At 61.5% G+C, this 22347-nt stretch carries 22 protein-coding genes; 10 read left to right on the top strand and 12 right to left on the bottom strand.

Going from position 1 to position 22347, the window contains the following annotated elements:
* Window positions 1-141: 141 nt before the first annotated feature.
* The 9 genes from ACFORG_RS23235 to ACFORG_RS23275 all read left to right on the top strand — a co-directional run bounded on the left by ACFORG_RS23235 (window position 142) and on the right by ACFORG_RS23275 (window position 8708).
* Entirely contained in the window at window positions 142-669 is a 528-nt protein-coding gene (locus ACFORG_RS23235; protein ID WP_386738089.1) for a DUF3305 domain-containing protein, read from the top strand.
* Complete coding sequence (locus ACFORG_RS23240; protein ID WP_386737982.1) at window positions 666-1271, top strand: DUF3306 domain-containing protein; 606 nt, start codon at window positions 666-668, stop codon at window positions 1269-1271. The genes ACFORG_RS23235 and ACFORG_RS23240 overlap by 4 nt, the downstream gene beginning before the upstream one ends.
* A complete protein-coding gene (locus tag ACFORG_RS23245; RefSeq protein ID WP_386737983.1) occupies window positions 1268-1873 on the top strand; it encodes a TorD/DmsD family molecular chaperone in 606 nt (201 codons plus the stop codon). Before ACFORG_RS23240 ends, ACFORG_RS23245 begins: the two co-directional genes overlap by 4 nt.
* A gap of 65 nt (window positions 1874-1938) precedes the next feature.
* The gene (locus ACFORG_RS23250) at window positions 1939-2127 is read left to right on the top strand and encodes a twin-arginine translocation signal domain-containing protein (protein WP_386737985.1); all 189 of its coding nucleotides are present in this window, start codon (window positions 1939-1941) and stop codon (window positions 2125-2127) included.
* Window positions 2128-2276: 149 nt separating this feature from the next.
* Window positions 2277-5378 carry a formate dehydrogenase subunit alpha gene (locus tag ACFORG_RS23255; protein ID WP_386737986.1) on the top strand — a complete coding sequence of 1034 codons (3102 nt, stop codon included), beginning with the start codon at window positions 2277-2279 and terminating at the stop codon, window positions 5376-5378.
* A 15-nt stretch (window positions 5379-5393) separates the two neighbouring features.
* Window positions 5394-5990: a formate dehydrogenase FDH3 subunit beta gene (gene fdh3B, locus ACFORG_RS23260; protein ID WP_386737987.1), complete on the top strand. Its 597-nt coding sequence runs from the start codon at window positions 5394-5396 to the stop codon at window positions 5988-5990.
* Between the two features lie 118 nt (window positions 5991-6108).
* Entirely contained in the window at window positions 6109-7314 is a 1206-nt protein-coding gene (locus tag ACFORG_RS23265; protein WP_386737988.1) for a formate dehydrogenase subunit gamma, read from the top strand.
* 1 nt (window position 7315) lies between these two features.
* A complete protein-coding gene (locus ACFORG_RS23270) occupies window positions 7316-8584 on the top strand; it encodes a c-type cytochrome (protein ID WP_386737990.1) in 1269 nt (422 codons plus the stop codon).
* Between the two features lies 1 nt (window position 8585).
* On the top strand, window positions 8586-8708 hold the full coding sequence (locus ACFORG_RS23275; protein WP_386737991.1) for a hypothetical protein: 123 nt from the start codon (window positions 8586-8588) through the stop codon (window positions 8706-8708).
* Between the two features lie 57 nt (window positions 8709-8765).
* Here the strand turns inward: ACFORG_RS23275 and ACFORG_RS23280 are convergent, their stop codons facing one another.
* The 7 genes from ACFORG_RS23280 to ACFORG_RS23310 form a co-directional block, all read right to left on the bottom strand.
* Entirely contained in the window at window positions 8766-9755 is a 990-nt protein-coding gene (locus ACFORG_RS23280) for an ABC transporter substrate-binding protein (protein WP_386737992.1), read from the bottom strand.
* A 62-nt stretch (window positions 9756-9817) separates the two neighbouring features.
* Window positions 9818-10663 carry an ABC transporter permease gene (locus ACFORG_RS23285; protein ID WP_386737993.1) on the bottom strand — a complete coding sequence of 282 codons (846 nt, stop codon included), beginning with the start codon at window positions 10661-10663 and terminating at the stop codon, window positions 9818-9820.
* Between the two features lie 76 nt (window positions 10664-10739).
* Window positions 10740-11654, bottom strand: coding sequence for an ABC transporter permease (locus ACFORG_RS23290; protein WP_386737994.1), 915 nt, complete (start codon window positions 11652-11654; stop codon window positions 10740-10742).
* Between the two features lie 21 nt (window positions 11655-11675).
* The gene (locus tag ACFORG_RS23295; protein ID WP_386737995.1) at window positions 11676-12473 is read right to left on the bottom strand and encodes an ABC transporter ATP-binding protein; all 798 of its coding nucleotides are present in this window, start codon (window positions 12471-12473) and stop codon (window positions 11676-11678) included.
* A 52-nt stretch (window positions 12474-12525) separates the two neighbouring features.
* The gene (hydA, locus tag ACFORG_RS23300; RefSeq protein WP_386737996.1) at window positions 12526-13980 is read right to left on the bottom strand and encodes a dihydropyrimidinase; all 1455 of its coding nucleotides are present in this window, start codon (window positions 13978-13980) and stop codon (window positions 12526-12528) included.
* A 25-nt stretch (window positions 13981-14005) separates the two neighbouring features.
* The gene (locus tag ACFORG_RS23305) at window positions 14006-14314 is read right to left on the bottom strand and encodes a hypothetical protein (protein WP_386737997.1); all 309 of its coding nucleotides are present in this window, start codon (window positions 14312-14314) and stop codon (window positions 14006-14008) included.
* 85 nt (window positions 14315-14399) lie between these two features.
* Window positions 14400-15650, bottom strand: coding sequence for a Zn-dependent hydrolase (locus tag ACFORG_RS23310; RefSeq protein WP_386737998.1), 1251 nt, complete (start codon window positions 15648-15650; stop codon window positions 14400-14402).
* A gap of 167 nt (window positions 15651-15817) precedes the next feature.
* On the opposite strand from ACFORG_RS23310, the gene ACFORG_RS23315 reads away from it, so the two are divergent.
* A complete protein-coding gene (locus ACFORG_RS23315; protein ID WP_386737999.1) occupies window positions 15818-16429 on the top strand; it encodes a TetR family transcriptional regulator C-terminal domain-containing protein in 612 nt (203 codons plus the stop codon).
* Here ACFORG_RS23315 and ACFORG_RS23320 read toward each other — a convergent pair.
* The 5 genes from ACFORG_RS23320 to ACFORG_RS23340 form a co-directional block, all read right to left on the bottom strand.
* Window positions 16402-17694, bottom strand: a complete 1293-nt coding sequence (locus tag ACFORG_RS23320; RefSeq protein WP_386738000.1) for an MFS transporter — start codon at window positions 17692-17694, stop codon at window positions 16402-16404. The two genes, ACFORG_RS23315 and ACFORG_RS23320, sit on opposite strands and share 28 nt — an antisense overlap.
* 137 nt (window positions 17695-17831) lie before the next feature.
* On the bottom strand, window positions 17832-19136 hold the full coding sequence (gene preA, locus ACFORG_RS23325) for an NAD-dependent dihydropyrimidine dehydrogenase subunit PreA (protein ID WP_386738002.1): 1305 nt from the start codon (window positions 19134-19136) through the stop codon (window positions 17832-17834).
* The gene (locus tag ACFORG_RS23330; protein WP_386738003.1) at window positions 19137-20363 is read right to left on the bottom strand and encodes a glycosyltransferase; all 1227 of its coding nucleotides are present in this window, start codon (window positions 20361-20363) and stop codon (window positions 19137-19139) included.
* A 10-nt stretch (window positions 20364-20373) separates the two neighbouring features.
* Window positions 20374-21705 (bottom strand): NAD(P)-dependent oxidoreductase, encoded by a 1332-nt coding sequence (locus ACFORG_RS23335; protein WP_386738004.1) that lies wholly within the window; start codon window positions 21703-21705, stop codon window positions 20374-20376.
* 174 nt (window positions 21706-21879) lie between these two features.
* Window positions 21880-22332 carry a hypothetical protein gene (locus ACFORG_RS23340; protein ID WP_386738005.1) on the bottom strand — a complete coding sequence of 151 codons (453 nt, stop codon included), beginning with the start codon at window positions 22330-22332 and terminating at the stop codon, window positions 21880-21882.
* Window positions 22333-22347 lie beyond the last annotated feature (15 nt).

Genomic DNA, 22347 nt, shown 5'->3' on the forward strand with positions numbered 1-22347 from the left:
GAATTTTTGATTTCCAGCTGCCAAGATATGCAAATACGGGCTTGGCATACCATGGTGTCCTGCGCCATAACTATCAATAGCCGATGGTGGGGATGACCACGGCCGGAGGACTGATTGAAGACCGCAGCCGTTCACATCGAAATGCCGCTTGGCATTGTTGTGCGCCGGACGCCCGGCATAACGCGTTGGGCGCGGTGGTCATGGCGGGCTGTCGCAGTGCTTCCTGGGGCCGCTTCTGCGGATTGGGCAGAACTCCGCCGCGAAGGCGACGCAATCGAGTATCACGCGGCGACGCTGCCTCTCACGCTCTGGGCCGCCGAGACCGAGGCTTACCTTGCCAATCTGTCCGACGCAGAACCTGCAATCTATGTCGTACTTCGCGAGCCGGACAGCAAAGATCATCCTCTCGAAGCCGTGCTTGTCACCGCATCGCCGTTTGAGGCACAGGATTACGCCGATACGGGCGAAGAAATCGTGGAAAAGGTCCCCATGACCGAAGGGCTGGTCGCCTGGGTTCGCGATTTCACGCTGGAGTACCATCATGAAGAAGCGTTCGTGAAACGCCGCAGAGACCGCAAACGGATTGACCTTGTCGAGGACGGCAAAGGTGACGCGCGCATCCGGCAGACCTCCGACGTCTACCGCGCTCCTCGGAGAGCCGTGCAATGACCCGGGCGCAGGATTTCTGGTCGCGCAGGCGCGCGGCAGTTGCCGAGGAGGCGCGAACCGAAGAGGTCGCGACGCTGGCCGAAAAGGCAGCTGAGGAGCGTCGCGCGCTAGAGACGCGGTCCGACGAAGAGATCCTTGCCGAACTCGACCTTCCCGACCCCGATACGATCGCACCCGGCGATGATGTCGCGGCCTTCCTTCGGGAGGTTGTGCCGGAACGTTTGCGGCGACGTGCGCTGCGCCGTCTGTGGCAGATCAATCCGGTTCTGGCCAATGTTGATGGCCTTGTAGATTATGGCGAAGACTTCACCGATGCGACCTGCGTTATCGAGAACCTGCAAACGGCCTACCAGGTGGGACGCGGAATGCTCTCGCATGTTGAGCATCTCGCCATGGCCGAAACCGAGCCCACGGCTGACCAGGCGGACGCCGAAATACCGGCTCAAGCTGATACCACCGAAGAGATCCCCCAGGCATGCGCGCCGGTGACAGCGTCAGCTGACACCGCGACCGAAGAGAAAGTCCCCGACGGGGACTTCGAGGAGGTCGCCACCCCCGCCCCGCGCCGCATGCGTTTCGTGTTCGACAAGGAGCAAGTATGACCGCCGCCACCCTGCCCGACATCGCCGAAGAGGACCGGCTGCGCGCGGAATTCTATGACTTCCTCGGTCGACTTCTGGCCGCTCCGCCGGACGGGCCGCTTTTGTCGAGCATGGCCGGCCTGCAAGGCGATGAAAGCGATCTGGGCCAGGCTGTTCAGGCCATGGCGCGCGTGGCCAAGGTTACCCGTTCAGAAGCCGCCGAGCGCGAGTTCAATGCGCTATTCATCGGCCTCGGCCGGGGAGAGCTCTTACCCTATGCCAGTTACTACCTGACCGGTTTTCTCAACGAGAAACCGCTGTCGCAGCTGCGGCAGGACATGGCGGCGCGGCGGATGACCCGGGCCCCCAACGTTTATGAACCCGAGGACAACATCGCGTCGCTGATGGAAATGATGGCGGGCATGATCCTTGGCCGTTTCGGTGCGCCGGCCGCCTTGACCGATCAGCGCCTATTCTGGAACCGCCATATCGGGCCGTGGGCCGGCCATTTCTTTACCGATCTCGAAGCTGCCGAGAACTCGGTCCTTTATGCGTCGGTCGGCACAGCCGGTCGCCTTTTCATCGAAATCGAACGGGAAGGGTTTCGCATGACGGCGGAGTAGATCCGCCCATTCACCGGCACATCCATTCAGACAGTGCCACAATCGCAGAGGGGAAGGAGGTTCCCATGAGCAAGATCCGGGAAGATGGCGCGAGCCGCCGCGAGTTCCTGAAACTGGCCGGCACCATGGCGCCCGCCGCGGCTGTTGCCGTGGCATCGGGTGGCGAGGCACATGCGGCCGAGGCTCCGATAAACGAGACACGGATTCAGGATACGGCACATACCCGCGCCTATCTTGACAGCGCCCGGTTCTGAGCCGCCGCGCAACATGACATGACAGCGCCCGGCGCAGCCGGACGACGTCTTCCACCGGCCGACGGTTGCGTGACGCCCCGGTGCCGGTTTCGACGAGAGTACCACGCCAGCCACGGCATCGAACCGTGGCACGCAAGGGAGAGACAGACATGCTTAGGAAAAAGACCAACGGGGTTGCGCGACGCCCCCAGCGGGCAAGTATGCTGACCCGGGTCGGTGAAAAGACCGTCGACCGCCGCGCGTTCCTGCGCGGATCGGGTCTCGCGATCGGCGGCCTTGCCGCGATCGGCGCCACGGGCGGAACCGTGACGCAAGCCAGCGCCCAGACCGCAGCGGCACAGGCCGTGAACACGGTGAAATCCATATGCACCCATTGTTCGGTCGGCTGTACCGTCGTTGCCGAAGTGCAGAACGGCGTCTGGACCGGACAGGAACCCGGTTGGGACAGCCCGTTCAACCTCGGCGCCCATTGCGCAAAGGGCGCGTCGGTCCGCGAGCACGCACATGGCGAGCGCCGCCTGAAATACCCGATGAAGAAAGAGGGCGGCGAGTGGAAGCGCATCAGCTGGGAACAGGCGATCGACGAGATCGGCGACGGCATGATGAAGATCCGCGACGAGAGCGGACCTGACAGCGTGTACTGGCTGGGCTCGGCCAAGCATAACAACGAACAGGCCTATCTTTTCCGCAAGTTCGCGGCTTATTGGGGCACGAACAACGTGGACCACCAGGCCCGTATCTGTCACTCGACGACGGTTGCAGGTGTTGCAAACACATGGGGCTACGGCGCCATGACGAACTCCTACAACGACATTCACAACAGCCGCGCGATCTTCATTATCGGCGGCAACCCGGCCGAGGCGCATCCCGTCTCGCTGCTGCATGTTCTGCGCGCCAAAGAGCAAAACAACGCTCCGCTTATCGTGTGCGACCCGCGCTTTACCCGGACCGCCGCCCATGCGGACGAGTTCGTCCGCTTCCGTCCCGGCACCGATGTTGCGCTGATCTGGGGTATCCTGTGGCACATCTTCGAGAACGGGTGGGAAGACAAGGAGTTCATCCGTACCCGTGTCTGGGGCATGGACCAGATCCGCGAAGAAGTCGCCAAGTGGACGCCCGAGGAAACCGAGCGCGTCACCGGTGTTCCCGGCAGCCAGTTGCGCCGCGTTGCGCGCACCATGGCAAACAACCGTCCCGGTACGGTGATCTGGTGCATGGGCGGGACCCAGCACACCAACGGCAACAACAACACCCGCGCCTATTGCGTGCTGCAGCTCGCCTTGGGCAACATGGGAACAAGCGGCGGCGGCACCAACATCTTCCGCGGCCATGACAACGTGCAAGGCGCCACCGATCTCGGCGTTCTGTCGCACACGCTGCCCGGCTACTACGGCCTGTCGAAAGGTGCCTGGGCGCATTGGTCCCGCGTCTGGGAGGAAGACCCGGAGTGGCTGGCCGGGCAATTCGCGACGACGACCGGCAAGGACGGCAAGAAAAAATCCCTGCAGAACCTGACCGGTATCCCCGTGTCGCGCTGGATAGACGGCGTGCTGGAAAAGCCGGAGAACATGGACCAGGACAACAATGTCCGCGCCATGGTGCTCTGGGGGCATGCGCCCAACTCTCAGACCCGCATGACCGAGATGAAGACGGCGATGGAGAAGCTGGACATGCTGGTCGTGATCGACCCGTATCCCACCGTCTCGGCCGTGCTGCATGACCGCACCGATGGTGTCTACCTGCTTCCGGCAGCGACGCAGTTCGAAACCTACGGCTCGGTCACGGCGTCCAACCGCTCGATCCAGTGGCGCGAAAAGGTGGTTGATCCCCTGTTCGAGTCCAAGCCGGATCACGAGATCGTCGGGCTCTTCGCCAAGAAGTTCGGTTTCCACGACCGTATCTTCCGCAACATCGCGCTGGAAGATGACGGGGTGACCCCGAACATCGAGGACACTCTGCGCGAGATCAATCGCGGCATGTGGACCATCGGCTATACCGGCCAGTCGCCAGAGCGGCTCAAGCTGCACATGGCCAACCAGCACACCTTTGACCGTACGACGCTGCGCGCCAATGGTGGGCCGGCGGATGGCGATTACTACGGTCTGCCGTGGCCGACCTGGGGTACGCCCGAGATGGGCCATCCCGGTACGCCGAACCTTTATGACATGTCCAAACCGGTGGCCGAAGGCGGCCTCACCTTCCGGGCGCGCTTTGGCGTCGAACGGGATGGTCAGAACCTGCTGGCCGACGGTGTGGCAAGCGCGGGGTCGGAAATCCAGGACGGCTATCCCGAGTTTACGTACCAGATGTTGGTTGATCTCGGCTGGGATGGCGACCTGACCGACGAGGAACGCCGTGCGATCGGACGTGTGGCCGGCATCGGAGGGCTGGACGAAGTGGGTCAGAGCGACGACGGCGATGATACCGCTGCATCGGCTGCTTCGACGTCAGGTCAGACCGAAGAGGTGGATCAGACTGCGGCGGCTCATAACCTTGCCCAGCCGTCCGGCGAGCAAGGGGCACAGGAAGAAGTCGGTGAACAATCCATGTCGCCCTTCCCGTCCGACTTCAACGAGAAGGCCGCTGGCGTCAACTGGAAGACCGACCTTTCGGGTGGTATCCAGCGGGTCGCGATCAAGCATGGCTGCGCCCCCTTCGGCAATGCCAAGGCACGAACCGTGGTCTGGACCTTCCCGGATCCGGTGCCGGTTCACCGTGAGCCGCTTTACACCAACCGGCGCGACCTCGTGGCGGATTATCCGACCTATGAGGACCGGCATGCCTATCGCCTGCCCACACTCTATGCCTCGATCCAGAAGAATGATTTCTCGAAGGACTATCCGATCATTCTGACCTCGGGCAGACTGGTGGAGTACGAAGGCGGCGGCGACGAGACCCGATCGAACCCTTGGCTGGCCGAATTGCAGCAGGACATGTTCGTCGAAATCAATCCGCGTGACGCCAATAACCTTGGCGTACGGGACGGCGCGCAGGTCTGGGTCGAAGGTCCCGAAGGAGGAAAGGTCAAGGTGATGGCCATGGTCACAGAGCGTGTCGGCGCAGGCGTCGCCTTCATGCCCTTCCACTTTGGCGGCCATTTCCAGGGCGAAGATCAGCGGTCGAAATACCCCGCTGGCGCGGATCCCTACGTCTTGGGCGAGAGCACCAACACCGCTCAGACCTATGGCTATGACTCGGTAACCCAGATGCAGGAGACCAAGGCGACTCTCTGCAAGATCTGGGCAGCGTAAGGAGGAGAAGAGAAAATGGCAGCAAGAGCAAAGTTTCTCTGCGACGCCGAGCGCTGCATCGAGTGCAACGCCTGCGTCACGGCGTGCAAGAACGAGCATGAGGTGCCCTGGGGTATCAACCGCCGCCGCGTGGTGACCATCAACGATGGCACCCCGGGCGAACGGTCGATCTCGGTCGCCTGCATGCATTGTTCGGATGCACCCTGTATGGCGGTGTGCCCGGTCGACTGCTTCTACCAGAACGAGGAAGGGGTGGTCCTGCACTCCAAGGACCTCTGCATCGGCTGTGGCTACTGCTTCTACGCGTGCCCCTTTGGCGCGCCGCAATATCCGCAAGCGGGCAATTTCGGCAGCCGCGGAAAGATGGACAAGTGCACCTTCTGCGCCGGTGGCCCCGAGGAGAACCACTCGACCGAAGAGTTCGCCAAGTACGGCCGCAACCGGATCGCCGAGGGCAAGCTGCCCATCTGCGCCGAGATGTGCGCGACCAAGGCGTTGCTTGCAGGTGATGGCGACGTCGTGTCGGCCATTTACCGTGAGCGCGTGGTGGCGCGTGGCTTCGGCACCGGTGCTTGGGGTTGGGGTACGGCCTACGACCAGAAGGGCGGCTGATCCCTCGCCCGATAACCGGGACCGGTGCGAACAGGCGCCGGTCCCGAATTACACCACTTCCATAACGGCGCGCTCCGCAGTTGACGCGTTGATCGTTTCAGACGCCAAGAGGGCATTCATGACGATGCTTCGCCTTTTGATCTGCTTGTTCTGCCTAGCCTTACCGGCCGTGGCTCAAGAGACGCCCGAACTTCCGCCGATTGATCGGTCGGCCACCGGCGGGGCGACGACACTGGAGGATATCCTTCGTCGTCAGGAAGGCCTGAAAGTCGATGACAGTTACCGCTCCGAGAACCTCGGTCAAACAAACCGGGAAGGAACTGCGGCAGGGCTTTCGACGCGCGGCGTTGCCTCGGACGCGGATATCTTTCGCGCCTTGCGCTACAACGCGGCGGATGTCACCACTTCGTCCCGCGGCCCTGCGGCCGACGTGATCATCCAAGATGGCGGAATGCGTTGGCTGCTTTTGCGCGAAGGCCCGATCAGGAAGTATGGCACCTGGATACTGGGTGGAATGCTGGTCCTGCTGGCCGTGTTCTTCCTTATCCGTGGACGGATTCGTATCGACGGAGAGAAAACAGGCCGCACCGTAACGCGCTTCTCGGGGTTCGAGCGCTTCGGTCATTGGCTCTTTGCCGGTTCATTCCTCATCCTGGGCGCGACCGGCCTAATCACCCTCTGGGGGCGCCAGTTGTTCATGCCGCTTGTCGGCAAGGAAGGGTACGCGACGCTGGCGCAGGCGTGCAAATGGCTCCACAACAACATCGCCTGGGCGTTCATTCTGGGCCTCGTCATCGTCACGGTAAACTGGATCGCACATAACATTCCCAGCCGCCTCGACCTGAAATGGCTGGCAGCGGGCGGCGGGCTTTTCAGCAAGGGCCACCACCCTCCGGCACGCAAATTCAACGCGGGCCAAAAGATCATCTTCTGGGCCTGCATCGTGCTGGGCGTTTCCATCTCGCTGTCTGGCCTGTCCCTTCTATTCCCGTTCGAAATGCCGATGTTCGCCAAGACGTTCGTCGTGATCAACGATATCGGTGTCCTCGGCTGGTTCGGCTACGCCCCTCTTCCCGAAGTCTTGGCACCGCATGAAGAGATGCAATACGCGCAGCTGTGGCATGTGATCGTCGCGTTCATCTTCATCGCGATCATCCTGGCCCATATCTATCTCGGTTCCATTGGCATGGAGGGGGCGTTCGATGCCATGGGCAATGGCGAAGTTGAAGAGCAATGGGCGCGCGAGCATCACTCCCTCTGGCTGGAAGAGGTCAAGGAGAGCGAAGCACAAACCGGGGGCAAGGCCCCCTCGCCCGCCGAGTGACATGCGTCTGCTGGCCGTTGCCTTGCTGCTGGCCGCATCGCCGACTGCGGCGTCCGAATTCTACACGTTGAAAGGGCATGGCGGGCCGATAATGGGAATCGACGCCGCGCCCGATGGCCGGGTCGCCACGGCCAGCTTTGACAATTCGGTCGGGCTGTGGACCGACCGAACTCCGCATTGGTACGACGGTCACGAGGCCGCGGTGAATGCCGTGGCCATCGATGGCGAGGAGTTGTTTTCGGCCGGGGACGATTTCACCCTGCGGCGCTGGCCCGGCGGCCAGGTCATTGGCAGACACAAAGGCAAGATCGTCTCGATCGCGGTGTCTGCCAGCCATGTCGCAACGGCCAGCTGGGACGGTACCATCGGGCTTTGGCCACGCTTCGGCGAGGGTCCGACCCGCTTCTTGGGACCGGTTGGCGCGGGTGTGAATGCCGTCACTTTCGCGCGCGGCGGCGAACAGCTCTACTCTGCCGGGATGGACGGGCGTCTGCTGCTGTGGGATGTGGCCTCGGGCCGCGAACTTCAAGAAGTCCTTTCGCACGGGTTCGGTATCAACGAGCTGGTGCTTGATCCAAGCGAGAGCTGGCTGGCCTATGGTGCCGTTGACGGCGTAACCCGCATACGTAACCTCGCAACCGGTGCGGAACGCGACTTCACGCTCGATCGCAGACCGATCCTCGCCTTAGCGCTAAGCCCCGATGGAAAGGACCTCGCCGTTGGTGACGGCGAAGGCTACATCATGGTGATCGACACCGATGCTTGGCGCATCACGCGCGATTTCCGCGCGGCATTGCGCGGTCCGATCTGGGCACTGGCCTTTTCCGCCGACGGTCAGAATATTCATGCGGGCGGGATCGATAATGCGGTCCACAGCTGGCCAATTGCCTCGCTCGGCGAACACGAGCCCATCGCAACCGGCGAGCAGCGTTTTCTAAAAGATCCCGAAACGATGGAAAACGGTGAACGCCAATTTGCTCGAAAATGCTCCATCTGCCATACGCTTACGCCAGACAGCGCCCGCCGGGCAGGTCCCAGTCTTTACGGTCTTTTCGACCGTCCCGCCGGTACCCTCCCCGGCTATCACTATTCCGAAACGCTTGCGCAATCGGAGGTCATCTGGACAGCCGATACGATTGATGCGCTTTTCGACGAAGGCCCCGACCATTATATCCCAGGGTCAAAGATGCCAATGCAGCGGATCGCGAAGCCGCAGGATCGGGCAGATCTGATCGATTACCTGCGCCGCGCCACACGACAGGAGAACTGAAATGAAAGCCTTTGTTTCCGCGCTTGCCGCGATGGCGGTTATCACCGTGGCCGCCCCTCTTCTGTTGTCCGAGGTCGAAACGATGCGCGATGCGCGAACCGGCCCTTCGGTACGGCTCGACTGATCCAACGAAAAAGCGGCCCCCGAAGGAGCCGCCATCATACCGCGCGAGTGCGCCGGATCAGTTCAGTGCCTTGTCGGTAATATCTTGTGTCCAAGCGCCCTCGGGCTCTTTCGTGATCACAGGATCGGAACCACCGGCAAGCAAAGTCGACACCGTGCGCTGGTAATCGGCCTCGTCAAGCGCGCCGTTTGATCCAGCCGTAAGTTTAGCGATTTCACCCATCATGCGCTTTTGGTGCTCTTCGGTCTGCGCACCGGTCGCATCGTTGTCGAGCACGATTTCCGCCGCTTCATCGGGATTTTCTTCGGCATATTTCCAGCCTTTCATCGATGCCCGCACGAAACGGACCATCTTGTCGGAGAACTCCGGATCGGCGAGGTTCTCTTCCAGCACGTAAAGACCGTCTTCGAGCGTCGCCACACCCTGATCCTCGTACTTGAAAGTCACGAGTTCCTCGGGGTCGACACCAGCGTCGATCACCTGCCAATATTCGTTATAGGTCATGGTCGAGATGCAATCGGCCTGACGCTGAAGCAGCGGATCGACGTTGAACCCCTGCTTGAGGACTTCGACACCGTTTTCGGATTTTCCTTCGGTCGAGATGCCCAACTGGCTCATCCAGGACATGAAAGGAAACTCGTTGCCAAAAAACCAGACGCCCAGCGTGCGGTTCTTCAGGTCTTCGGGCGACTCGATCCCCGCATCCTTCCAGCAGGTCAGCATCATGCCCGAGGATTTGAACGGTTGCGCGATATTTACCAGCGGCAACCCCTTTTCCCTTGCGGCCAGTGCGGCGGGCATCCATTCGACGGTGACATCCGCCCCGCCACCCGCGATGACCTGCGTCGGAGCGATGTCGGGACCGCCCGGCAAGATGGTGACGTCAAGGTTCTCTTCCTCGTAGAACCCCTTGTCCTGGGCGACGTAGTAGCCCGCGAACTGCGCCTGCGTCACCCATTTCAGCTGCAATGTCACCTCATCGGCGGCAAAGGCATTCCCGGCTGCCAGGGTCAGGGCGGCAACCGCCCCGCTCAGTAGCTTTTTCATTCTGACTTTCTCCTTGTTGAACTCTTTGCCCCTCTTCCGGGGTCTTGTTTCTTTGCTCATCCTCATCCGCGCTGCGAGGGGTGCCAGAAGGTCACCGCCCGTTCGATCGCGGCCATGAGACCATAAAACAGCGTCCCTGCCAGTGCCGCCACCACAATCTCGGCCCAAACCATGTCGAGCGCAAGCTGCCCGACGCTGGTCGAGATGCGAAAGCCCATACCAACCGTAGGGGAGCCGAAAAACTCGGCGACGATGGCCCCGATGAGCGCCAGCGTGGTGGAAATCTTGAGCCCGTTGAAGATGAAGGGCATTGCAGCGGGAAGGCGCAGCTTGAAGAAGCTCTGCCAATAGCTCGCGGCGTATGTCTCCATCAGGTCGCGTTGCATGGCCGTGGTTTCCCGAAGGCCGGCAACCGTGTTGACCAACATGGGGAAGAACACCATCACCACCACGACAGCAGCCTTGGATTGCCAGTCAAAGCCGAACCACATAACGAGGATCGGCGCGGTCCCCACGATGGGAAGCGCCGCCACGAAATTGCCCACCGGCAGCAGGCCAAGGCGCAGAAACTCGGAGCGGTCCACCGCGATCGCTGTCAGGAAGGCCGCCGCACAGCCGATCACGTAGCCGCTCAGCGCGCCCTTGAGGATCGTCTGCACGAAATCGGCCCATAGGATCGGAACGCTGTTCACGAACCGCTCGGCAATGACAGAGGGCGCAGGCAGGATCACCAACGGAACCTCCAGCCCCCGAACAAGCAATTCCCAAATGCCCACGATGGTCAGGCCGAAAATGACGGGCACGAGCAATCGCACCGCACTCGTATCGGCCTGTGGGCCGTTGGCCAGCCGTGAATTGAGCCACCAGCCCAAGGCCCAGAGGAGTATGGCGAAAAGGACAAAGATCATCTCGACACGCTCCTCTTTCCGGTACCCGGCACGGAAAGAAAGGCGTTGCAGCCCTGGGCAACAAACACATGTACACTCATGCCATCCCCATCCGTTTCAGAACCATCCGCTCCAGCAAACCCAGCAATGCAACAAGACAGGCCGCCAGGATCGCCGCCGCGAAGAGTGCCGACCAGATCTGCACTGTTTGGCCGTAATAGCTGCCCGCAAGCAGGCGGGCGCCAAGCCCCGCAACGGCGCCTGTTGGCAATTCGCCCACAATGGCACCAACCAAGGAAGCCGCGATACCGATCTTCAGCGACGCAAAGAGGTAGGGCATCGAGGCGGGCAGCCGCAATTTCCAAAAACCTTGTGCATTGGATGCATTGTAGGTCCGCAAAAGGTCAAGCTGCATGCCATCCGGACTGCGCAATCCCTTCACCATGCCGACTACAACAGGAAAAAAGCTCAGATAAGCGGATATCACAGCCTTTGGAATGATCCCCTGGATCCCTATGGAATAGAGCACCACGATGATCATGGGCGCCAGTGCAATGATTGGAATGGTCTGACTGACGATGGCCCACGGCATCACGGACATGTCCATGACCCGGCTGTGAACGATCCCCACGGCAAGCAGGATTCCAAGCCCCGTCCCGATGGCAAATCCCAAAAGGGTCGCGCTGAGCGTCACCCAGCCATGGTAGATCAGCGACCGCTTCGACGTGATCTTTTTCTTGACCGTGGTTTCCCACAGTTCGATTGCGACCTGATGTGGCGCCGGCAACCGCGGCCGGTCCTGCTCCCATGTCGCGGGGATGGCGAAACTGTTGCGCGCGATCAATCCGAATTCTCCGGCATCGCGGCGTTCACGCGCCGTCGCCGGGACCACCTCTGCACCAGCACGTTCGGCCTCTGTCAGTACACCCTTGATGTTCATGGGAACACATGCCGCGTACCAAAGCGCGACCAATGCTGCGACGACCGTCAGAACGGCAAGCACCGACCTCATGTGCGGGCCTCTTGCTTGGGATCAATCGTCATAGGAATGCCCCGCCCGCAATCCTTCGCGCACACGATGGGCGACCTCGATGAACTCGGGCGTATCCCTGATGTCGAGCGGCCGTTCCTTGGGCAGCGGGCTTTCGATCACATCGGTGATCCGCCCCGGCCGCGGGCTCATCACGACGATCCGGGTCGAGAGATAAACGGCTTCGGGTATCGAATGGGTGACGAAACCAATGGTCTTGCCGGTCCGTGCCCAGAGCGCCAGAAGTTGCTCGTTGAGGTGATCCCGCACGATTTCGTCCAAGGCCCCGAACGGCTCATCCATCAACAATATGTCGGCGTCAAAGGCCAAGGCGCGCGCGATACTGGCCCGCTGCTGCATCCCCCCCGAAAGCTGCCAAGGATATTTTCCGCCAAATCCTTTTAGATCAACCAGTTCGAGAACGTCGTTAACGCGCTCATCCTGCTGTGAACGGCTGTAGCCCATGATCTCGAGCGGCAGTTTGATATTCCGGGCGATGGTCCGCCAGGGATAAAGCCCCGCCGCTTGGAACACATAGCCATAGGCGCGCTGCCGACGGGCCTCGTCCGGTGACATGCCATTAACGGAGAGCGTGCCGCCAGTGGGCGTCTCAAGCGCTGCGACACAACGCAGAAAGGTTGTCTTCCCGCATCCCGAAGGGCCGATGAAACTGACGAAGTCGCCCTTGTCGATCGTCAGGTTCACATCCTTGAGCGCATGGACCGGCCCGTCATTGGTCTCGAAAGTGAGATCCAACTGCCTTGCCTCGACGACGGGCTGGGGTGTGTTTTCACTGTTCATCATAAAGTCCTGATGGGATTGGGAAACCGGGCCCGCGGGCCCGGCTCCGTTGTCAAACACCTGTCGCCGGAATGCCGCTGCGCTCCACCGGGCGCGGCGCGGTCAGTTCCTTCCAGGTCGAAAGCGCCTTGTTGACGGTGGTGTTCGCCGCGCGCGCCACGAACTTGCCGTGCCCTTCTTCGGTACGGATTTCTCCATCATGCACGGCCACCTTGCCCCGGGTCAGCGTATAGCGGGGAAGGCCCTTCACCTCCTTGCCCTCGAACACGTTGTAATCGATCGACGACTGCTGCGACCCGGCCGAGATCGTCTTGGTCTTTTCAGGGTCCCACACCACCAGGTCCGCATCCGCACCGACAAGAACCGCGCCTTTCTTCGGATAGCAGTTGAGGATCTTGGCAATATTGGTCGAGGTGACCGCGACAAACTCGTTCGGCGTCAGGCGCCCGGTCTCCACCCCATGCGTCCAGAGCATGGGCATCCGGTCCTCAAGACCCCCGGTTCCATTCGGAATCTTTGTAAAATCGCCAACACCATAGCGTTTCTGTTCCGTCGTAAAGGCGCAGTGATCCGTCGCGACGACGGAAAGCGAACCCGCCTGCAACCCGTTCCAAAGGCTTTCCTGGTGCTGCTTGTTGCGGAATGGCGGCGACATGACCCTGCGGGCCGCATGATCCCAATCCTTGTTGAAATACTCGCTTTCATCCAGCGTCAGATGCTGGATCAAAGGCTCGCCCCAGACACGCTTGCCCAACTGCCGCGCGCGCCGGATCGCCTCGTGGCTTTCCTCGCAAGAGGTGTGCACGACATAGAGCGGAACACCTGCCATGTCGGCGATCATGATCGCGCGGTTCGTGGCCTCACCTTCGACCTGCGGCGGTCGGGAATAGGCATGCGCCTCGGGGCCGGTATTGCCCTCGGCCAGCAGCTTTGCCGACAGTTCGGCAACCACGTCGCCATTCTCGGCATGGACCATGGCGATCCCGCCAAGTTCCGACAGGCGCTGGAACGACGCATAAAGCTCGTCATCATTCACCATCAGCGCGCCCTTATAGGCCATGAAATGCTTGAAGGTGTTGATTCCGCGCTCCTCGACGACGGTTTTCATCTCGTTGAAAACCTGTTCACCCCACCAGGTCACGGCCATGTGGAAGGAATAGTCGCAATTGGCCCGGGTCGACTTGTTGTCCCATCGCTTGAGCGCATCCAGCAGGCTCTCACCCGGGTTCGGCAGCGCAAAATCGACCACCATCGTCGTGCCGCCCGCCAACGCAGCGCGCGTGCCGCTTTCGAAATCATCGCTGGAATAGGTGCCCATGAACGGCATCTCGAGATGGGTGTGAGGGTCGATTCCACCTGGCATCACATAGCAGCCCGTCGCGTCCAGAACCTCGTCACCCTTCAGATCCGGGCCAATCTCGGCAATCATGCCATTCTCGATGCGCACATCCGCCGTGTAGGTCAGATCGGCCGTAACCACCGTGCCGTTCTTGATGACCGTGCTCATGTCGTTCACTCCCTGTTTTCTCTTTTCAGACCGAGCTGAAACACTCGATCGCATTACCATGGACACCGATGTCGAGCGGACCGAAATCGCTTTCGACACATAGTGAGAAATAGCCAGCACTCGGCAAGTAGATCAGCCTGTAGCACCCGTCCCCGCGTGCAACCGACCAGCAGGTCTGCGTGATTCCACCCGAGAAATTCACCGTCACCCTGCGGGGTTCGCGAAGGTTGGCCTTGAAGGCTTCGACAGTCATGCGCGCCTCGCGGCTGTCCAGCGGCCAGGCCGCGATCTCGTCCGCAATCAGCGCCTTGATCTGTGCTGCCGTCTCCGCCATCGCGCACTCCCGCTCACCCGGCTCCAGCGCCCTTGCCTTCCTCTTGCTCCAAATATCCCGGGGAGCGCGAGGGGCTGGCCCCTCGCTACTCCACGATCTCCGCCGTCTCGACAACCGCGTGGAACAGAACATCGGTCCCCGCGCTTGCCCAATCCTTGCTGATCTCCTCGGCCTCGTTATGGCTCAACCCGTCGACACAGGGGCACATGACCATCGCCGTCGGTGCGACGCGGTTGATCCAGCAGGCATCATGCCCCGCGCCCGAGATGATGTTCATGTGGCTGTAACCCAGCCTCTCCGCCGCATTGCGGATTGCCCCGACACAGCCCTCGTCAAAGGCCACGGGGTCGAAACCACCGACTTTCTCGAACGCGATCTCCAAGCCCATTTCGTCAGCGATGCGACGGCCTTCGGTCTTGAGCCGCGCCTCCATGTCCTCGATCACCGAAAGCTCCGGGGACCGGAAATCGACCGTGAAGACCACCTTGCCGGGGATCACGTTGCGAGAGTTCGGGTAGACATCGATATGGCCCGCCGCGCCCACGGCGTGAGGCGCGTGCGACAGCGCGATCGCCTCGACCTGCTCCAAGATACGCGCCATGCCCAGGCCCGCGTTGCGTCGCATCGGCATGGGGGTAGAGCCGGTATGCGCGTCCTTGCCGGTCACCGTCACCTGCGTCCAGCTCAAACCCTGGCCGTGGGTGACGACGCCAATGTCCTTACCCTCGGCCTCAAGGATCGGACCCTGTTCGATATGCAGTTCGAAGAAGGCATGCATCTTGCGCGCACCCACCTCTTCCGCGCCTTTCCAGCCGATCCGCTCCAGCTCGTCGCCAAAGCGTTTTCCTTCGGCGTCCTCACGTGCATAGGCCCAATCCTGCGTGTGCATGCCGGCAAAAACGCCAGAGGACAGCATCGCCGGCGCAAATCGGGTTCCTTCCTCGTTGGTGAAATTGGTCACCACGATGGGATGTTTCGTCTTGATGCCCAGGTCGTTCAGCGTGCGGATGATTTCCAAACCACCCAAAACGCCCAGAACGCCGTCATACTTGCCCCCGGTGGGCTGTGTGTCGAGATGGCTGCCGACATACACCGGCAATGCGTCCGGGTCGGTTCCCTCGCGACGGGCGAACATGTTGCCCATCTGATCCAGTCCCATCTCGCATCCTGCGGCTTCGCACCATTTCTGGAACAACGCGCGCCCTTCAGCATCTTCGTCGGTCAGCGTCTGTCGGTTGTTGCCGCCCGCGACGCCCGGCCCGATCTTGGCCATGTCCATCAGACTGTCCCAAAGGCGGTCGCCATTTATCCTGAGATTTTGCGCCGGTGCTGCCATGAAGGTCCCCCTGTGTTCGCGGTCTGGCGCCGCTTGTGTCGAATGATTTGACCATCTGGTCAAACTCACGCTATCACGAGCCTGTACCCAGTCAAGAAAATGCAAGGGGTCCTGCCGAAAAAGGCAGCAAACGGCATCCCCGCGCTGGAAATAGAGGCACCGCCCGCATGGCGCAGGATCGCGCACCGACCCGCATCCAGAAAAAGAACCGTGCCACGATTCTCGACGCCGCGCTCGAGGTGTTCGCCGCGCATGGCTTTCGTGGCGCGACAGTCGATCAGATCGCGGCGCAGGCCGGGCTGAGCAAGCCGAACCTGCTGTATTACTTTCCGTCCAAGGAAGCGATTCATGCAGCGCTGCTCGAAGGGCTGCTCGATACGTGGCTCGATCCCTTGCGAGATCTCGACGCCCAAGGAGAGCCGTTGGAGGAAATCATCGCCTACGTCCGGCGAAAATTGCAGATGAGCCGCGAGTTTCCGCGCGAAAGCCGCCTTTTTGCCAATGAGATCGTCCAGGGCGCACCACGGATCCAGGATGCGCTGCGCCATGATCTGAAGATCCTCGTCGATGAGAAGGTCGCCGTGATCGAAACATGGATGGCAGAGGGCCGAATTGCGCGGGTGCATCCCTACCACTTGATTTTCTCGATCTGGTCTCTGACCCAGCACTACGCCGATTTCGATGTCCAGGTCCGCGCCGTGATGGGTCCAGAGGACCCTTTCAACAGCGCTCCGGAATTCGTGGAAACGCTTTACCGCAGATTGCTGTCACCGGCCTGAGGCGCGGCCTCGGGCGCTGCCAGATCCCCGGTCTCCGCCTCTTCGCCCACGGCCAATGCTACCGTCTCGGGTGTCAGAGCGCGCGCGCTTGGCGCGGGAACAAAGCTGGCCTTGTCCTCGGCCTCGACCGGGGCACGCGCCGCGATACGCACGATCGCGAAGAGGATAAGCAACACGTGGGCGCCGGCCGATGTCAGGAAAAGCCCCCATTCGCCAAGCCCCGTCATCGCGAAACCCGCGAAAGCCGGACCAGCGATGGAGCCTATCCCGAACACCATCAGCAATCCGCCGCTGACCTGGATCGCCGTGCCCTCGGGCGCGTGATCGTTGGCATGGGCAATGATGATCGGGTACATCGCGTAGATTGCCCCTCCAAACGCCGCTGACAGCGCAAGCAAGGCGATGACATCCTGAATGGGCGCAAGGATGAAAAGAAGATCGACCGCCAGTGCTGTCGCAGCCACCGCGACAAGTACCTTTCTCCGATCCATCCTGTCGGAGAGATAACCAATGGGCACCTGGCTCAACGCACCCGCAAGCACCGGAAGGCTGGCAAACAGGGCGACCGAGGATACGGCAAGCCCGACCCGGTCAGCATAGACCGCAGCCAGTGTACCAAAGGCGCTATTCGAAATTCCCACGCAAAGCACGCCGAACACGGCAACCGGAGAATTGCGCCAGAGCGCCCGCAGGTCGAGACGCACGCTGACAAGCGGTTTGGGTACGGCCGTGCTCGACACCGCGGTCGGGACCAGCGCAAGGCAGTAGAAGATCGCAGGCAGGACGAAAAAGAGAAACCCGCTCGCGTCGCCCAAGGTCAGGACCATCTGACCGGCGGTCGACGCCACGAGGTTGACCATCGTGTAAAGCCCGAAGATGCGCCCGCGCGATCCCGGGTCGGCGCGCTCACTCAGCCAGCTTTCGACGATCATCGCCGCCCCGGCGAAACAAAAACCCGATAGCGCCCGGAGCGGCACCCACGCGTAGGGGGTGATGAAGATCAGCGACAACAACACCGCGACTGCGGCAAAGGCGGCCATGACGCCAAAGGCGCGAATATGCCCGACCTTGCCCACCAGCGGCGGGGTAATCACGCATCCGGCCACATATCCAAGGGCCCAGCCGGTGCCGAGAATACCCAGCGCCGCGGCCGAGAACCCCTCTTCGGTTCCCCGGATCGGCAGAATAAGCGCATTCATGCCCCCGGCGAACAGCAGCAAAGCCGAGCCAAGCAAAAGGGCGGTTACCGAAAATAGCTGTTTCACGTTCGGATCGGCCGCTTTTCTGCTTCAGGACATGCCCGCTGCCTAGCCCTTCGCCGTAGCGAAAAGCAAGGCTGGACAAAGGGACCCCGCAAATTTCCCGACCCGTGCCGGCAAAATCCGGCCCGGGCCGGCTCGCATCATTCGGCGGCGCGTGCCATCGGATTGTTGGGGTGCATCGTCCAGTTCGCGTAGTCGGCCTCGACGGTCTTGCCGGTGCGCGGATCGACCTCGCCGGGCGTCATAGGCACCATCGAAATGCAGTCCTCCACCGGGCAAACATCGACGCACAGGTTGCAGGCCACGCATTCCTCGTCGATGACCTCGAACACGCGGTCGGGTGACATGGAAATCGCCTGGTGGCTGGTGTCTTCGCAGGCGGCGTAGCAACGTCCGCAGGAAATGCACTTATCCTGATCGATCTTGGCCTTGGCGACGTAGTTGAGGTTCAGGTACTGCCAATCTGTCACGTTCGGAACGGCCATGCCCACGAAATCCGACACCGAGGCATAGCCCTTCTCATCCATCCACTGGCTCAACCCGCGGGTCAATTCCTCGACAATGCGGAAGCCATAGGTCATTGCGGCGGTGCAGACCTGCACGTTGCCCGCGCCGAGCGCTATGAATTCCGCAGCGTCGCGCCATGTTGTGACACCGCCGATGCCGCTAATGGGCAGACCGTGGGTTTCCGGATTGCGGGCGATTTCCGACACCATCGACAGCGCGATGGGCTTGACCGCAGGTCCGCAATAGCCGCCATGGCTGCCCTTCCCGTCGATCGACGGCTCAGGGCTGAAGGTGTCGAGGTTCACGCTGGTGATCGAATTGATCGTGTTGATGAGCGACACCGCATCGGCCCCACCATTCCGCGCTGCTGTCGCAGGCTTTCGGATATCGGTGATGTTCGGCGTCAGTTTCACGATCACCGGGCGGTCATAGTATTGCTTGCACCAGCGGGTGACCATTTCGATGTATTCGGGCACCTGCCCGACGGCCGAGCCCATACCGCGTTCGCTCATGCCATGAGGGCAGCCAAAGTTCAGTTCGATTCCGTCCGCGCCCGTTTCGGCCACCCGCGGCAGGATGGCTTTCCACGCTTCCTCCTCGCAGGGCACCATGATCGAGGCAATCAGCGCCCGGTCGGGGTAATCAGCCTTGACCCGCGCCATCTCTTCGAGGTTCACCTCGAGCGGACGGTCGGTGATCAACTCGATGTTGTTGAGACCCAACAGCCGCCGATCCGCGCCATAGATCGCCCCGTAGCGCGGCCCGTTCACGTTCACCACCGGCGGCCCTTCGGCTCCCAACGTCTTCCACACCACACCGCCCCAGCCAGCCTCGAAGGCGCGCCGCACGTTGTATTCCTTGTCGGTGGGCGGGGCCGAAGCCAGCCAGAACGGGTTCGGGCTTTTGATGCCCACGAAATCTGTCGTCAGATCAGCCATTTACGAGACCTCCCCTAGAGGTTTTAGGTTTTGTTTTATGATGTCGCTGCGATGCGCAAAGACCTGCGCCCGCGTAAGATGCCGGGCCGAGCGGGCCGCGCGTGAAACAAGATCGCCAAGCAAAGTGCGGTCCTGTGCAAGGTCCGCAACCGCCTCGGCTAGCGCGTCGATATCTCCACGCTCGACAAGGTGGCCAGCGCCCTGCTCGGTCACCAGGCCCTCGGCAAATGCATCGCGGTAGCCGACGAGCGGTGTCGCCGCGTGCAAGGCCTCGATCAGGATGCGCGGCGACTCGTCGGTCAGGTGACAGAACATCAGCAGATGCCCCCCGCGCAGCAGTTCGAGCACTTGATCACGATCGCTTACGAAGCCGGGAAACGAGACCTGCTCCTCCAAACCTGCATCGCGCACCTGTTCTTGCATCGCTTCAAGCATGTCGCCATCCCCTGCCCATTCGGCAGAAAATGCGACACCCTTTCGGGCAATTTTCTGAAGTACTTCAACCCAGTGCAGCCCGCCCTTCATCTTGTGGGCACGTCCTGCATACACGATACGCAAAGGCGCGTCAGGGACGGCTGCAAGCTTGGACGCCAAGGCCGGTGCAGATATCCTGTCTCCTTCTTCGAGGTGGATATCCTCGACCAGATGCGGGTTACGCGAAAGCGGAGCGAGCGCCTCGAACACGGTCCGCCCATGCAACAGCGCGAGGTCGGCACCTTTCAGCACGTCTCTTTCCGCTCGCGCGGTGACGGTGGACTTGATGGCGGCCTTCATCCTGTCCTTGACGCCGGACCCTCCGGCTGCGGCAAGAACCTGGCTTTCCACCCGGTCGAACCAGACCGCATGCGGAATGCCGTTGCGCTGCGCGACACGCGCCGCGACGACGCCCCAATCACCAATCCACCCACCGATGGCGACCGAGACATAGTCAGAACGACGCATCGCATCGAGAAACCGTGCCTCGATCTCGCGCCGCGTCCGGAAATAGGTCGGCAAGTGATAGCCATCCGGCAGTGCCAGCATCTCGAACTCCGGCATACGGATGCCTTCGGCTTCGAGCGGCCGGCAGTCTTCGGGCGGCTTTTCATCCTTGCACAATCCGCAGGCGATGATCTTGTCGAAATGCTCTTGCCACGCCTTCAGGCCGCTGATCGTCTGGCCTTCCTGCCACAGCTCGCCCTGCCACCGAAAGAACGGGGCACCGAGCGTGATGAACAAGGTCGCCATCGGACCGCCCTCACCCGTCGGTCAAAGCCAGGTGGATATCCTCGGCCGCATCGCGCCCCTCGGCGACGGCGACAACCGTCAGATCCTCTCCCGGCGTGCAATCGCCCCCGGCCCAGACACCGTCCATCGAGGTCCGCCCGGACCCGCTGACTTTGATCTTGCCATGCTCGATCTCGATCCCGCCGGGCTCGACGAAACTCTGCCCGATGGCACGAAAAACCTGGTCCGCTGGGAGGCGCAACCGTTCGCCGGTGCCCTGCAACCGGCCGTCGATCTCGGCGGTATACTCCATCTCTATCTCTGCTGCGGCGCCGTTGCCGTGGATTGCGACCGGCATGACGTTGTCGATGATGCGAACACCTTTTGATGCGGCGAGATCCTGTTCGAATTTCGAGGCTCCCATACGGGCCCGTGACCGGCGATAGGCCAGTGTCACGTTCTCGGCCCCTAGAAGCCGCGCCTGTACCGCCGCGTCCACTGCTGTCATACCGCCGCCGATGACCACGACATTACGCCCGACGGGCACCTGCGAAAGATCGCTCGTCTGGCGCAGGTCGGCAATGAAACTGACGGCGTCGGCAACCCCATCGCGCTCATCCCCGTCGCAGGACAAAGCGTTCACCGATCCCAGCCCAAGGCCAAGGAAGACGGCGTCGAACTCTCCGCGAAGGCCGTCGAGTGTCAGGCCATCGCCGAGCGCGCGACCGTGCTCGATCTGGATACCACCGATCCCCAGAAGCCATTCGACCTCGCGCTGCGCAAAATTCTCGGTCGTCTTGTAGGTCGCGATGCCGTATTCGTTCAGGCCGCCGGGCTTTTCCTTGGCCTCGAAAATCGTCACGGCATGCCCCTTCATCGCAAGCCGATGTGCACAGGCAAGACCGGCCGGCCCCGCCCCCACGACGGCGACGCGCTTGCCCGTCTCGGGGGCGCGGGTAAAGGGATGGCCTTGGCGGGTCATCAACTCGTCGGTCGCGTGGCGCTGCAACCTGCCGATCTCCACGGGTTTTCCCTCGGCCGCCTCACGCACGCAGGCCTCTTCGCACAGTGTTTCGGTCGGACAAACCCGCGCGCACATGCCGCCAAGGATGTTCTGTTCGAAAATCGTCTGGCCCGCAGCCTCGGCTTGGCCCGCCTGTATCTGCCGGATGAACAACGGGATGTCGATCGCGGTCGGACAGGCCGTCACGCATGGTGCGTCATGGCAGAAATAGCATCTGTCGGCGGCCACCGCCGCCTCGTGCGGTGCGTAAGGCGGATGAAGATCCGCGAAATTCGACTGCAACTCGTCGCTGGAAAGTCTCCCGGCCTGTACGCCGGGGACCATCTGGCCCTGTGCCATCGCTCTTCTCCCTGAAGATATGTTTGTTCTTGGGAATCAGACTGCCACAGAGAGATTTTTTATCAACTGGTAAAATTTATCATCCGGTCAAAAATCTCCAAGAAACGCCCATTACCGTGGCAGTCAGCGCCGAATGCCCGAATTCGCGGCATTTTAGGGCATGGCTATGCCCGGCTAGGGCATCAGGATCGTGGCTCGTTCGAAGCTGGCCGTGTCGCGCGACAAGTCATCATAGAGCAGTTCGACCTCTACGCTCTCAACGCTTTCCAGCGGAAAAGCGCGATAAGGCAGGCCGTCCGTCTCGGTGATCGCGTTCGGGCTCGCGGTGTCGAGATGGCACTCAGGCAGCGGCCAAATCTCGGGTGCTTCTCCGTTTACACCGATGCGGATTTCCTTCAACCCGCAGCGCCATGACCAAAGATGTGTCACGTATAGCAGATCCTGCCCGTTGAATTCACGCACGGCGATCCAGCTTCTACGCGTTGCGCCCAATATCGGCCTGACCTCTGTCGCTGTGGTAAAGCGCCCCTGAACATCTTGCGGCTCGGCCATGTTGTCCGACGCCAAAAGCGCCATTCCGGCTAACGGTTGAGCGGCGAGTAAAGCCGTCGCAATCCAGGCAATCACGTCCAACGTCCCTCC

It is taken from the genome of Lutimaribacter marinistellae (assembly GCF_042648365.1).
GTDB classification, from domain to species: Bacteria; Pseudomonadota; Alphaproteobacteria; order Rhodobacterales; family Rhodobacteraceae; genus Lutimaribacter_A; species Lutimaribacter_A marinistellae.